The sequence below is a fragment of the Magnetospirillum sp. XM-1 genome (assembly GCF_001511835.1).
Classification (GTDB): Bacteria; Pseudomonadota; Alphaproteobacteria; order Rhodospirillales; family Magnetospirillaceae; genus Phaeospirillum.
The window spans coordinates 3,008,915-3,022,172 of sequence record NZ_LN997848.1 but is presented as its reverse complement, the minus strand read 5'-3'; the positions used below and the strand labels follow the sequence as shown (position 1 = coordinate 3,022,172).

The following is a 13,258-nucleotide window of genomic DNA, read 5'->3' as shown; positions in this document are numbered from 1 at the left end:
AAAGGTTACGGAGCCTTGGCCACCACCTCGATGGAGCCGATCATCTTGGTATGGCTGAGACCGCAATACTCGGCGCATTGCAGGCGCACCCGGCCCGACGCTGGCGCGGTCAGGCTGACCACCCGGGCCTGGCCGGGGGTCAGCAGCACCTCGGCCTCGCCGATGGCCGCCGAGTGGACGGTGTCTTCGGCCAGCAGATGCAGGCGGTAGGTCTTGCCCGGCTCCAGCTCCAAGGCGGGGCTGAACTCCCAGCGCTTGGCCAGCATGGGAATGTCGGACCCGGCGGGCGGGCGCACCACCGGAATGCCGTCCACGCTCTGGCCGGTGCCATGGGCGGCCAGCAGGGCCAGATGGCGGCCGTGGAACTCGGCCAGATCGGCCTTGTAGCTTTCCGACGGCAGCACGTCGAGGCCGCCGGTGCGGCCCATCAGCCAGCCCAGAGCCAGGATCAGCGTGGCGGCCAGCAGAGCGAGCGGCGCAAAACCCTTAAGCATTGCCGTCCTCCTCGCCCCGCTTGAGCAGACGGGAAAGCGCCATCCACACGAAAATGACGCCGCCCAGCACCGCCAGGCCGGTTCCCATGCCCACCACGCCCATGGAAACCTTCTTCCACAGGGTGTTGAGGCCCTGGTCCACGCCGGTGGTCTTGCGCGGCACGCCGGCGGCCCCGGCCAGGAAGAATCCCAGCGCATGGACCAGCTGGCCCCAGCCGTAGAGGTGGAACTGCAGGCGCACGCCCCTGCCCGTGCCGATATTGCGGCCCAGAGCGGGCAGCAGATGGACCAGCACCACGCCCATCAACCCCAGTTGCACGCCGCCGATCACCGCATGGTAATGGGACGGCGTCCGGGTATCGGCCACGCCGAGGAAGAAACCGGCGAAACCGCCGATGGCGAAGACGAACAGCGACAGCGCCAGGGACAGGAAGGCGGGCGATCGCCAGTCGCGCGGTCCCTGGACGATCCTCCAGGCCAGCCCCATGCCCATCACCAGGGGCGGCAGCGGCAGCCCCACCCACAGCAGCCGGGTGAAGACCTGCCGGTGCTCGAGCCCCAGCACGTCGCCGCCCACGGCGTAGATCAGCGGCGAGACCACCGCGAACAGGGCAAGCGCCGCGAAGGAGGCGCGGCCCAGCCCGGCGGGAACCGGGCCGGCGCCGAAATGCTTTTCCGACAGCGCCTGCCAGGCGATCATCAGGATCATGGTGTTGACCAGCTGCAGCACGTGGCCGCCGCCCCAGAACACCCGCTCGTTGAACAGGTCGGCGTCGGTGCCGGCCGGAATCAGCGCCCAGGCGATCAGGAAGCAGGCCAGGGCGGCCAGATAGGCCAGACCGGCGCAAGCGATGCCGAACGGCACCACCCTATGATTGCGCAGCACCGGCAACAGCCGCAGGCAGGCCAGCGCCACGCCGGCGGCATGCACCCCGAGGCCGATATAGAACAGCTTGTGCCCGACCACCGGGACATAATTGTTGAGCGAAGGCTCGCCCTGGTCCGCCAGGGCGGGAATCAGCAGCAGCGCCACGCCCAGCGAACCGAGGATCAGCGCGACGCGGCCCAGGGCGTCACCCTTGGGACAAGGCGGCGCGGCCATGGCCGACAGTGCCCCCAGGGCGGCCAGGAACCAGACCTCGAAGGACAGCACCACATGGGTGACCAGGGCGCGGTAGAAGAAATGCGGCCCCCAGGGCAGGAGCTCCTGCACCTTGGGCGTGCGCGACAGCCCCAGCGCCAGGGCCAGCAGCCCGGCGATGGCCAGCGAACCGATGGCCAGCAGCGCCCAGCCGCGCAACTCGGCCCGGCGCGCCGCCGACAAGCCGTCCATTCTCCAGGAATGATCCATACCGCCCCTATCCGTCTCAAGCCGCGCCACCCCGGCCGAAGCCGGGGTGGCGGTTCTTGTCACTTGAACTCGAACTTGCCGTTCTCTTCGTCGAAATCGACCACGAAAACCTGCCGGGGCGCAAGCTCGACGGTGACCTCGGCCACCTGGTCGAAGACGTTGGGGTCGTTGCCGTCGCGCATGCGCGCCGTGATGACGTGCTTGCCCGCACTGATCTCACGCGAATCGTAGAACCGGGAACGACCGTCGCCCGACAGACCGGCCGGCTTGGCGGTCTGGGCGAACACCTTCACGCCGTCGATATCCATCTCGAGCGTCACGGCATTGCGTTCGCGGCCGCACGAGGTCTTGGCCCGCATGTTGGGAGGCAGCTTGGCCAGTTCCTCGGCCGAGCGCTCCTTGCATTCGCCCACCTTCTGACCGGCATGGGTCAGCGACAGCTTCAGCAGGGCCTTGGCCGGATCGTGATTCCGGTAAACCGGATTGGACGCGAAATAGGCGATCATGAGGGCGAAGGCGGTATAGGCCACGGCTTGGCCCGCGATGTAACGGGGCTTGATCATTCCGCCACCCTCCTTTTGGTGGATTCGGGACGTTCAACGGGCGGCAATTCCTCCAGCGCCACCCGGAAGGCCGCCAATTCAGCCATCAGGGCCTTGGTTTCGGTGCTGGCGGCCCAGAACAGGCGGACCCGGTCACGCGACACGGCGCCGCGCAGCTTGGGCACACGCTGGCCGTTCATGCGCAGCTCGGTCCATTCCGGACCCAGGCGGTAGAAACACTCGCCGGGGCGGCAGGCGGTGACCAGCACGCCGTCGGCCAGGTCCTTGTTCAGCACGTAGTCGATCAGCGACGGCGGCATCATGCCGGTGCAATGCAGCGGCAGCACGCCCACCGACGGGCCCTTGAGATGGTCCAAGACCGCCCCGTGCTCGCAGCCGATGATCAGGACGCGGTTCTTGCCCACCAGGCCATGGGTGCGGGCCGACACCCGCTTGACCATCACGTCGAAGGTGAAGTCGGGAATGTCGATGGCGGTCGGCCGGGCCTCGCCCTTATGGGGCAGGAAGGGGTTGGTCTTGTTGCACGACGCCATGCACATGCCGCAGCTGGTGCACAGGTCGGGCTGGACCACCGCCACCTTGGCCTGGCCGGTGGCGTCGGGGGCACGCGGACGCAGCACCACGGCACCGAACGGGCAGTCGGCGGCGCAATTGCCGCAGGCGTTGCAGATGTCGGGAGTGACCACGGCGGCGGCGCGGCGCTTGCGGCGGAAGGCCATCCACGGCATCAGCGACAGGAACATGGAGGCGCCGATGGACACCGCCCAGGTCACCAGCGGCCCCTTGGCGTCGTACAGCGGGTACAGCGCCATGAAGTACCAGTCGGGATTGAGATCGCCGATGGCCTTGCCCAGGTCGGCGGCCGGATGGCTCTGGGCGGGATGAAGCAGCGACAGCGCCACCAGCATGATCGACGAGCCGATGACCAGCGGCTTGGGCGGATTGGTGTTGGCGTGGTTGATGCGCAGGATATGCACCCACATGGCCATCAGCAGGAACAGCGGCACGGCGATGTGGATGAAGATCAGCAGGGTGAAGAAGCGGTCGGTCAGCGCGCCGGGATTGAGGAAGTTGCGCGCGATGCTCTGGCCGAAGATGCCCAGGAAGTCCATCCACTCGGCGGTGCCGATGGCCAGGTACTGGGCCAGTTCGTCCCACACCAGCCAATAGCCGGTGACGCCCGAGCTGAACACCATCCAAATCAGCGGCACGCCGGTGAACCAGGCGAACCAGCGGGCGCCGTGATAACGGTCCAGGCACCATTCGCGCAGCAGATGCAGCATCATGGTGAGCACCATGGCGTCCGAGCCGTAGCGGTGCAGCGAGCGGATCAGACCGCCCCAGTACCATTGCTCGCGCGAGATGTACTCGATGGAGCTCCAGGCGCGCACCGCGCTGGTGTCGTAGGGCACGAACAGGTACAGCCCCGACGCGCCGACGATCCAGAAGAAGTACCACGACATGGCGCCCAGGCAGTACATGGGGTTGGACTCGCGCCCAACCAGCATGTCCCAGCCGCTTTCAAGGCGGAAGAGGCCCGCTCTGACGGCGGATTTGATTGGATTAGACAAGGCGAAATTTCCTTTTCGTTTCCATTTTCTTGCCCCCTCGACGGGCGCGGGCGGGATTCATCAAGATGTCCGGCGCGAGTCGCGCCACATGCGGATGGTCATCCAGATGATGGTCAGCACGGCCAGGAACCCCGAGCCGATGCTGAAAAAAATACCGTAATCAAAGCGGTAGGCGTCCGAGTGCGGATCATAGACGGTGCAGAAGAACCGGACCCGGTCGCTGATGGATTGCAGCGAGGTCAGCGCCGCCGTGCGGCCCAGCACCAGATCCTTCAGCGGCTCGACCAGCAGCGGCAGCTCGAAATTCTCGCCGTAGACCTGGCGGTAGATGCGGCCGTCCTTGTCCAGAACGGTGGTCTGGGCGATGTGGTCGAACCCGCGCGAGGTCACGTACCAGGTAAAGCCGAGATCGGCCGACAGGGCCTCCATGGTGGCCTGGTTGCCCGCCAGGAAGGTCCAGTTCTTGAGGTCGATGCCCTGCTGGCGGGCATAGGTCTTCAGAGCGGCCGGCGTGTCGCGCACCGTGTCGAAGCCGATGGACAGAACCTGGAAGCTGTCGTCGCCCAGCGCCTTGCGGGTGCCGGAAACCGCCCTGGCCACGTTCTGGGTGGTCACCGGACAGGTGTGGTCGCAGGCGGTGTAGATCATGCTGATCACCACCGGCTTGCCGCGAAACTGGGTGAGGTCGACCGGCTGGCCGTCCTGATCGGTCAGCTGGTGGGAGCCCACCACATTGCCCTCGGCGGCGCGCGAACGCTTCAGCGCCTCCTCCGCGGTGGCGGAAACGGTTGGCGCCGCTTGGGCCTGGAGGCTGGCTGAAACCAAAGCCCCCAAAATTATTAGGACTTTTGCATGTATCATGCGCAGTTCTACCCCGCCAGCAGCGGCTCAACCATGACGGCGGTCAAGAGTAGGACCAGCTGGATCAGCGAAGCGAAGAAATTGCCCATGGCGGCCTTGCGCCCCGGGCGCATGACCAGCAGGACGCTCTTGTAGATGAACCACACGCCGCCCAGGATCGCCGCGCCCATGTAGAGCGGTCCGGCGCCGAAGAAGAAGGGCAGCAGCGACGACGCCACCAGGGCGATGGTATTGGCCAGGATGATCCAGTTGGTCTCGGATTCCGGCTTGACCACCGGCAGCATGGGAATGCCGGCGGCGGCGTAGTCGTCCTTGAGTGCGGTCGCCAGGCTCCAGAAATGGGGCGGCGTCCACAGGAACAGGATCAGGGCCAGGACCAGCGATTGGGGGCTCAAGGTCGGCACCGCCACGGCGGCACCGGCCAGCACGGCGAAGCTGCCGGACAGACCGCCGATGACGATGTTCCAGGCGGTGCGGCGCTTCAGCCAGACGGTGTAGACGATGCCATAGACGAAGGCACCGAGGAATACGTGCAGCGCCGCCCAGGCATTGGCGGCGAAGGCGGCCAGGGCCACCGCGGCGACGGTCAACGCCAGCAGCCCCAGGGGCCACAGCGGACCGGCGGCGAACTGGCCGGAGGCGAAAGGACGGTTGCGGGTGCGGTTCATCATCGGATCGATGTCGCGCTCCCAGTAATGATTGAAGGCCCCGGCGGCGGCGGCCGACAGCAGCACGGCCATGGCCACGGCCACGACCTGGGAGGTCTGGGGAACGGCACTCGGGGTGACCAGGGCTCCAGCAATGGCCGCCAGGGCGCAGAACACGCCGATGCGCAGCTTGAACACCGATGCCAGGACTTTGAGGTTCGCCGTCATCACCCTCTCCCACCCTTTCGAAAACATACCCTTGGAGGAGAACGGGCGGGACCCGAGGGTCCCGCCCGCCTTTAACCCTAGACTGGATCAGCTCATGATCCAGGTGCTGGCCAGATACTTCCAGTTGACGAAGTAGTAGAGCACAAACATCGTCAGGAAGAGCAGCGCCAGGGCGAAGGTGCCCGGAACGGCCACGTGCTCGGCATTGCCGTACGAAGCCACCGGCGAAGGAGCCGGAGCGGCCGCGGCCGGAGCATGCACCACCGGCTTGCCGAACAGCACCGAGCCCACGATGATCAGGACGAACAGAGCGCCGCCGATCACCGCGATCACGCCAGCCACGCCAACGATGCCCATCATGAGGAAGGCAGCGGGAGCGTGAGCGAAAGCGTGCGGAGCGTCCGAGAAGGCCATGTCCCAGTGACGACGGGACACGCCCAGCGTACCGGCACCCATCATGAACAGGGAGAACACGCCCATGCCCAGGCCGAACAGGTACGGCTGGAGCTTGGCCAGGCCCGGCATGACCAGTTCGCGACCGAACAGGACCGGGACCAGGAAGTACGTGATCGCCATGAACGCCAGCGTCGTACCGGCCGCCACAGTCGCGTGGAAGTGGCCGGGCACGTAGATGGTGTTGTGGATCATGATGTTGATCTGTTCCACGCCCATGGTGACACCGGAGATGCCGCCGAGGAAGCCGAACAGGATCAGGGACAGGAACATGCCCGAGAACACCGGATTGCCCCAGGGGGCCTTACGGAGCCATTCGAACATGCCGTTGTTGAAGCCCTTGCGACGCTGAGCCGCCTCGATGCAACCCGGGACGGTCAGACCGTGGATCATCGAACCCAGCACGGCGAGGTACATGCCGTACGAGGTGTTGAAGATCTTATAGGCGGACGACAGGCCGGGCTCCACCAGCAGGTGGTGGGCCGAAGCGATCTGCAGGAAGAAGATGTAGGTCAGGTAAGCGCAGCGGCTGACCTTCTCGGACAGCGGCTTGGCGCCGAACAGGATCGCGGCGATGGCGTACCACACGGCGATGTGGGCGGCCACGTTGATCTGCTGCGACGAGTGACCCATGCCCCACCACACGACCTTGTACATCAGCGGGTCGATGTGGCTGATCAGCCCGATCGACCACAGGAAGGTCGGGATCAGGATGATGGCGCCGGACGCGATGGTGTAGATGGCGATGATGCAAGCCACCAGCGCACCGAAGGTGACCAGCGGAATGGAACCCTCGTAGGTCTTCTCCGCCTTGGCGACCACCAGGGTGCCCAGGAAGATGAAGCAGGCGATCAGGGCACCCACGGCGAACAGGATCAGGCCCACGTAGAACAGCGGGTCAGCCTGCATCGGCACGTAGGAGGTCATCATCACGCTGGAATTGCCCTCGAGGACCTTCCAGTTGGTGATGGCGGCGCCCAGGACCATCAGGGCATACGCAACCCAGCCCATCTTGGGCGTGGCGATGCGGGTCTGCAGCAGGATGGACGAAGCGAAGTACATCAGGGCAACTTCGAAGAAGATGCACCAGACGATCAGGATGTCGATACCGTGCGCGGTCAGCGCCAGGTAGAACAGGTCGGCCGGCAGCAGGTGCACGGTCGGCCAACGGGTCAGGACGACGAGAAGGCCGAACAGACCACCGAGGGCCAGCACCACGATGGCGGTGACCGCGTTGATCTTGATCAGCTTCTCTGCGTCATCATGGATCTTCAGACCCGTGAAGCCGCAGGTTCGAAATACGGGCTTGGCAACCATTTGCGCTCCCCCTCGATTACTTGCCAGCCACGACTCGGATTTTTCCGAGCATGGTGTGGTGGCCGATACCGCAGTATTCGTTGCAGATGATGCCGAAATCGCCGGAATCGGTCGGGGTGATGGTCACCACCTCGTCGATGCCAGGATGGACCTGCAGATTGATGTTGGCGGGCTGCACGGAGAAACCATGCTGCCAATCCAACGACGAGAGGTGCAGGCGGTAGGACTTGCCCTTCTCGAGTTCGAGAACCGGGTACCACTCCCACAGGCGGGCCATCATGTACACGTCAGAACCGGCCGGGGGACGAACCACCGGGGTCTTGGCGTGGCCTTCTTCGCCCACCTTGTACTTCTCGACGAAAGCGTCCACGCGGGCCTGATACACATCCGGCTGGATGCGATAGGCTTCGTTGGACATGTTCTGGGTGCCCTTGAGGTGCCACAGCGGCATCATGGCGAACATGATCAGCGCCCAGGTCAGGGCAATGATCACCCAGATGACCTCGGTCTTCTCAACGGGCTCGTTGAACCAGACTTTTTGCTCCGGAGGAGTAATAGACATTTATTATCCCTCCCTTACTTGGCGATCGGCAGCTGGGCGACTTCCATGATCCCCCAGATCGTGTAGGAAACCGTCGGCACTACCACACCGATAAAAAGCAGCAGGAACGGATTGTCCAGGATGCGCTGCATCGCCGGAATCCGCTCCTCCTCCTTGCTTTCGATTGAATTGGACATCGATCGAACTCCCTTGGCATTTCCGAAAAAAACTCCGGACGACCGGACCATGAACCTCTCATTACGGAAAGTTCATCTCCTTGACTTTGGTAAAGTCCCTCCCAAGCAATTCACTCGGGCATATACATTTTTTACGAGATTTTAACGACCCAGGCGCCGACTTCAGATGCGGCGGCGCAGGTCGTGGATGGCCCACAGGCATAGGGTGAGCAGGGCCATCGCCCCCATCTGATGAGCCGAAGCCAGCGAGATGGGCACCACCAGGACCAGGGTCCCGATTCCCAGCCCGACCTGGACCAGGGCCATGATCGCGACCGCATGGATGGCGGCGGGAACCTGGGCGCCGAGGCGGGCGCGGGCGCGATACCAGCCGACCAGGGCCACCGCGATGGTGATCTCGGCCAGGGTGCGGTGGCCGAACTGGACGGTCTTGATGTCCTCGAACAGGGAATGGAAACCGTCGGGGAACAGATCCTTGGGGATGATCGCGCCATCCATCAGCGGCCAGGTATTGTAGATCAGCCCGGCCTTCAGGCCGGCCACCAGGCCGCCGAACAGCAAGGTGACCACCACCAGGACGGTCAGCCAGCGCAGCCAGGACAAGATCCCGCCGGCCTCGCCATGCAGGCGGCGCGGCGCCGGCCGGTGGTCGGCCAGGATGTCCAGCGCCAGCCAGAACATCCAGGCGTGAATCAGGAAGGCCAGGGCCAGATGGGCGGTCAGCCGGTAATGGGAGACGTGCGGATTGTCCACCAGGCCGCTCTTGACCATGAACCAGCCCATGCCGCCCTGGGCGGCGCCCAGCAGGAACACGCCGATCAGACGGGGAACCATCGCCTTGCCGATGCGGCCCGAGAAGACCAGCCACAGCAGGGGCAGGCCGAAGACCATGCCGATCAGGCGGCCCCACACGCGGTGGATGTACTCAAGCCAGAAAATTCCCTTGAAGTCCGCCAGACTCATGCCGGCGTTGACCTTGATGTATTCGGGGGTCTGCTTGTACTTCGCGAAGAACAGCTGCCAATCGGCCTCGTTGAGGGGGGGGATGATGCCGACGATGGGCTCCCACTCGACCATGGACAGGCCGGAATGGGTAAGCCGGGTCAAACCGCCCAGCAGCACCATCACCGCCACCATGAAGCAACAGGCCAGCAGCCAGATCGCCACGTCGCGATGAGCGCCGTTGGTGAGATCGGAGCGGCCGAAGGATCGCGACATGGTGGTCATCTTCTCCCCCATTCTTTAGATGCTACTTGGCCAACACGGGATGGGACGGCAGGGCCAGCAGCTCGCGGACCACATCGATGACGCCCTGCCCCGCCCAGTCGGCCTCGCCTTCCATGCGGGCGGTTTCCTCGCCCTTGGCGTTGACCAGCAGGGCGGTGGGCATGCCGCGCACCTTCAGCGCCTTTGACACCGAACCGTCGGGATCGAGAATCACCGGCATGTCGGTGATGCCGTGCTCCTCCAGGAACTTCTTGGCGACCGGGGCGCCTTCCTTGTCGACGTTGACGGTCAGCACCTGGATGCCCGCCGCCTCGGCAACGGGCTTGAACTTGGCGAACAGCGGCAGCTCACGCACGCAGGGAATGCACCAGGTGGCCCAGAAGTTCACCACGGTGGGCTTGTTGACGCGCTCGTGGAAGGGCTTGGTCACGCCGGCCATGTCGGTGGTCATGGGGTTTTCCAGGGCGATGGCGTAGTCCGGCCGCCGCATGGATTCCTTGACCAGGATGGGCGTGGGCTGCGGCTTGCGGATCTGGATCGCCGTGCCGGCCACCATGGCGAGGATCAGTGACAGGGCCACCAGGATGAGAATGCGGTCGGACATGCTTTACCTTCCAAAATACGGCCCGGAGTAGACCATGGAGACGGTGAGGAGGAACTTGCTTTTGGTCAAGCCTCCCCGCCCTATGGGTCAATCCGCCAGGATGGGATCGGGAATGGTGCCGACCATGGAGCGGCGATAGGCCATCTGGGCCGGCGCAGCCAGGGCGGACAGCGGGTTGTCCTCGTCGGTCAGCACGGGGGCGCCGGCCAGCAGCGGCGAGGCCCGATCGACGAAGCGCAGCGAAGCCAGCGACGCGGTCATCTGCTCGGCCATGCGGGGCGACACCGATCCGGACTCGATCCGCAGATCAGCCAGACGGTCGAGGCGGTCGGGCTGGCGCGCCGCGAACAAAAAGCCGTTGGTGACCGGACGCGACGGCGGGCGGTCCTGTTCCACCATGGCGACGCGCCCGAACACCCGGGTCAGGGTGGCCAGGACGGCGGCGATGGGCTCCATATGGCGCGAATCGAGGAAGCTGTTGATGGCCACCACGCCCCCCTCGCCCAAACAGCGCCGGATGTCGGCGAAGAACTCGCTGGTCAGCAGATGCTCGGGGATGCCGTCGCCCGAGAACAGGTCGATGAAGACGATGTCGTGGTCGGGGGCGCAGCCGCGCACCTGGGTGCGGGCGTCGGCGAACACCAGCCGGGTGGCCGGGCCGGGCCGATAGCCGAAATGGTCGCCGGCCGCGTCATAGGCGCGGCGGTTGATCTCCACCACCTCGACGGCGGCCCCCCTTGCCTCGAAGGCGGCCGGAATCACCCCGGCCCCCAGGCCGAGAACCAGAACCTTGCGGGCCCCGGGCGCCAGATGGGCGGCGCCGGCCTCGAGGAAATGGGTGAATTGCAGCGCCGGGCGGCCCTCGGCGTCGAAACCGTTCTGGGCCAGGCCGTCGTTGAACAGGATGCGAAGCATCCCCGGCCCCTCGCCCAGTTCCACCACCTTCAGCACCCCGAAGGCGGAAGGATAGGCGGCGATGGTGCGCCAGGGCCTGTCCTCGCCGTCGCGGGCGTCGCGCCCCTTTCGCCCGGCGGGATCGAGGATGGCCAGGGCCAGGGCGGCGGCCAGACCGGCCAGGGCCAGCCCCCGGCCCCGCTTGCCGCCCACGCCTCCCAGCAGGCACAGGGCGGCGGCGATGGCGAGAATGGAATGACGGCCGGACAGATGGGGGATCAGCCCGAAAGCGGCCACCAGAACGCCCCCCACCGAGCCGATGGTGCTGATGAAGAACACCCAGCCGGCCCCGGAATCCGCCTCGCCGTGCAAGGGCCGCTCCAGGGCCACCAGCAGGGGATTGAGCGCCGACAGCAGGACCAGCGGCACGGCCAGCAGCAGGACCGAGGCCAGGAAGGCTCCGCCCACCAGGCTCAGCTGGGCCAGCGGCCCGAGGCAGACCGGATAGAGCAGGACGGCGGCCACCAGCCAGCCCCCCGACAGGGTGGGCGCCAGGTAATAGGCGGCCCGGATCTGGTCGGAAGAACGCTCACGGCAGAAAACGCCGCCATAATAATAGCCAAGCGCCAGACACAGCAGGGTGACCGACAGGATGCCGGTCCAGATCAGCAGGCTGACGCCGAAGAACGGCGTCATCACCCGGGACGCGATCAGCTGCAGGCACAGGATCGCCGCCCCCGTGATCACGATGGTCGCCCGCGCCATTTTCCCTCCCTCTCGCCCCGCCCGAACCGGCGGCGACTATGGCAAATCGCCGGTGAACAAACCACCCTTGCAGACCCGCAAAGCCATCCTAAATCATTTTCGCCGGATGCCTATGAAGGGTCCGGTCGGGTCCAACGGGACGGACCAAAGCGTGACATTGCTTCGCAAAGGAGAATGTAACCATGTTGAGCTACGATTTTTCCCCCCTGCTCCGCACCGCCATCGGCTTCGAGCGCCTGGCCCGCCAGGCGGAGGCGGCCGCCCGCTCCGACGCCGACGCCGCCTACCCTCCTTACAATATCGAGACCGCCGGCGAGGACCATTACCGCATCACCCTGGCCGTGGCCGGCTTCTCGTCCAAGGAACTGGACATCGAGACCCAGGACAACGTCCTTGCGGTCACCGGCAAGAAATCGGAGGAGGAAGGAAGCTCCAACTATCTGCACAAGGGCATCGCGTCGCGCGGGTTCACCCGCCGCTTCTCCCTGGCCGACCATGTCCGGGTGACGGGAGCCAATCTGGCCGACGGCCTGCTGACCATCGACCTGGTGCGCGAGATCCCCGAGGCCATGAAGCCCCGCCGGATCGAAATCGCCGGCGAAGCGCCCACCAGCCTGTTGGCCAAGGCCAAGAAGCTGATCGAGGGCCCCGGCAAGAAGGAAGCGGCCTGAGCTTGTCTGTGGAATCGGATCGGGCGCTCCGGCGCCCGGTCTACCAGTTGATGTCCTTGTCCCCCGCCAGGGCCCCGATGGCCGGGCGGGCGAACAGGAAGCCCTGGAACAGGCGAATCCCCAGGGCGCGCAGATAGTCCACCTCCTCGCGCCGCTCCACCCCCTCGGCCACCACGGACAGGCCCAGCATTTCCGCCGTCTTCACCAGGCCGCAGACGATGGCTTGGCGCGGAAGGTCGCCGTCGATGCCCGTCACCAGACAGCGGTCGATCTTGATGCAATCGGGCTGGAAATCGGCAAGCAGCGCCAATCCGGCAAATCCCGCGCCGAAATCGTCGAGCGCCGTCATGAAGCCATGGCGGCGATAGGTCTCGATGATGGATTTAAGGTGGTCGCGGTCGATGATCCGCTCGTCCTCGGTGAACTCGAAGGTGATCAGATGGTGGGGAAAGCCATGCTGGTCCGCCGCCGCCAGGGTCAGGCGCAGGCAAGCTTCGGGATGGTAGACGGCGTTGGGCAGAAAGTTGATGTTGAGCCGCCGATCCAGACCCAGGCGGGCAGCGGTCTCGATGGCCCTGACCCGACAGGCCTGGTCGAAGGCGTACCGGTTGTCCTCGTTGATTCCGGCCAGGACGGAGGCCGCCCCTTCGCCGTTCGGGCCGCGCACCAGGGCTTCGTAGCCGTAGATATTCCTGGCCTCCACGTCCACAACCGGCTGAAATGCCATGACGAATGAGAACTGCGAGCCATCGCCGCAGGCGCCACCACATCCGCCGTCTCTGTCCGATCGCGCCATGCCTCAACCTCCTGATACACTCAAGGCCATTACATCTTCGAACATGCCAAGACGCCACAGACTTATGATATAGTCCAA

At 65.3% G+C, this 13,258-nt stretch carries 14 protein-coding genes; 1 reads left to right on the top strand and 13 read right to left on the bottom strand.

What is annotated here, in order from left to right; translation table 11 throughout:
- Nucleotides 1-5: 5 nt before the first annotated feature.
- The 12 genes from XM1_RS13955 to XM1_RS13905 form a co-directional block, all read right to left on the bottom strand.
- Complete coding sequence (locus XM1_RS13955) at nucleotides 6-494, bottom strand: quinol oxidase (protein ID WP_068434409.1); 489 nt, start codon at nucleotides 492-494, stop codon at nucleotides 6-8.
- Nucleotides 487-1,827 carry a cbb3-type cytochrome c oxidase subunit I gene (locus tag XM1_RS13950; RefSeq protein ID WP_068434406.1) on the bottom strand — a complete coding sequence of 447 codons (1,341 nt, stop codon included), beginning with the start codon at nucleotides 1,825-1,827 and terminating at the stop codon, nucleotides 487-489. Before XM1_RS13950 ends, XM1_RS13955 begins: the two co-directional genes overlap by 8 nt.
- Nucleotides 1,828-1,904: 77 nt before the next feature.
- The gene (locus XM1_RS13945; RefSeq protein WP_068434403.1) at nucleotides 1,905-2,408 is read right to left on the bottom strand and encodes a hypothetical protein; all 504 of its coding nucleotides are present in this window, start codon (nucleotides 2,406-2,408) and stop codon (nucleotides 1,905-1,907) included.
- Complete coding sequence (locus XM1_RS13940) at nucleotides 2,405-3,916, bottom strand: hydrogenase iron-sulfur subunit (RefSeq protein ID WP_231920516.1); 1,512 nt, start codon at nucleotides 3,914-3,916, stop codon at nucleotides 2,405-2,407. The genes XM1_RS13945 and XM1_RS13940 overlap by 4 nt, the downstream gene beginning before the upstream one ends.
- 123 nt (nucleotides 3,917-4,039) lie before the next feature.
- Entirely contained in the window at nucleotides 4,040-4,804 is a 765-nt protein-coding gene (locus tag XM1_RS13935) for an SCO family protein (protein WP_231920515.1), read from the bottom strand.
- 44 nt (nucleotides 4,805-4,848) lie between these two features.
- The gene (gene cyoE, locus XM1_RS13930; protein WP_068434394.1) at nucleotides 4,849-5,715 is read right to left on the bottom strand and encodes a heme o synthase; all 867 of its coding nucleotides are present in this window, start codon (nucleotides 5,713-5,715) and stop codon (nucleotides 4,849-4,851) included.
- A gap of 87 nt (nucleotides 5,716-5,802) precedes the next feature.
- Nucleotides 5,803-7,485, bottom strand: coding sequence for a cbb3-type cytochrome c oxidase subunit I (locus tag XM1_RS13925; RefSeq protein ID WP_068434393.1), 1,683 nt, complete (start codon nucleotides 7,483-7,485; stop codon nucleotides 5,803-5,805).
- A gap of 16 nt (nucleotides 7,486-7,501) precedes the next feature.
- The gene (locus XM1_RS13920) at nucleotides 7,502-8,047 is read right to left on the bottom strand and encodes a cytochrome C oxidase subunit II (RefSeq protein ID WP_068434391.1); all 546 of its coding nucleotides are present in this window, start codon (nucleotides 8,045-8,047) and stop codon (nucleotides 7,502-7,504) included.
- A 14-nt stretch (nucleotides 8,048-8,061) separates the two neighbouring features.
- Complete coding sequence (locus tag XM1_RS24570; protein ID WP_172821928.1) at nucleotides 8,062-8,223, bottom strand: hypothetical protein; 162 nt, start codon at nucleotides 8,221-8,223, stop codon at nucleotides 8,062-8,064.
- 162 nt (nucleotides 8,224-8,385) lie between these two features.
- Nucleotides 8,386-9,450 (bottom strand): COX15/CtaA family protein, encoded by a 1,065-nt coding sequence (locus XM1_RS13915; protein WP_068434388.1) that lies wholly within the window; start codon nucleotides 9,448-9,450, stop codon nucleotides 8,386-8,388.
- Nucleotides 9,451-9,472: 22 nt separating this feature from the next.
- Nucleotides 9,473-10,054 (bottom strand): TlpA disulfide reductase family protein, encoded by a 582-nt coding sequence (locus XM1_RS13910; RefSeq protein WP_068434386.1) that lies wholly within the window; start codon nucleotides 10,052-10,054, stop codon nucleotides 9,473-9,475.
- An 87-nt stretch (nucleotides 10,055-10,141) separates the two neighbouring features.
- Nucleotides 10,142-11,713 carry a fused MFS/spermidine synthase gene (locus XM1_RS13905; RefSeq protein WP_068434384.1) on the bottom strand — a complete coding sequence of 524 codons (1,572 nt, stop codon included), beginning with the start codon at nucleotides 11,711-11,713 and terminating at the stop codon, nucleotides 10,142-10,144.
- A 182-nt stretch (nucleotides 11,714-11,895) separates the two neighbouring features.
- Between XM1_RS13905 and XM1_RS13900 the strand changes: the two genes are divergently transcribed.
- The gene (locus XM1_RS13900; RefSeq protein ID WP_068434381.1) at nucleotides 11,896-12,384 is read left to right on the top strand and encodes an Hsp20 family protein; all 489 of its coding nucleotides are present in this window, start codon (nucleotides 11,896-11,898) and stop codon (nucleotides 12,382-12,384) included.
- A gap of 40 nt (nucleotides 12,385-12,424) precedes the next feature.
- On the opposite strand, the gene XM1_RS13895 is transcribed toward XM1_RS13900, so the two are convergent.
- The gene (locus tag XM1_RS13895) at nucleotides 12,425-13,180 is read right to left on the bottom strand and encodes an EAL domain-containing protein (RefSeq protein ID WP_068434379.1); all 756 of its coding nucleotides are present in this window, start codon (nucleotides 13,178-13,180) and stop codon (nucleotides 12,425-12,427) included.
- Between the last annotated feature and the right edge of the window lie 78 nt (nucleotides 13,181-13,258).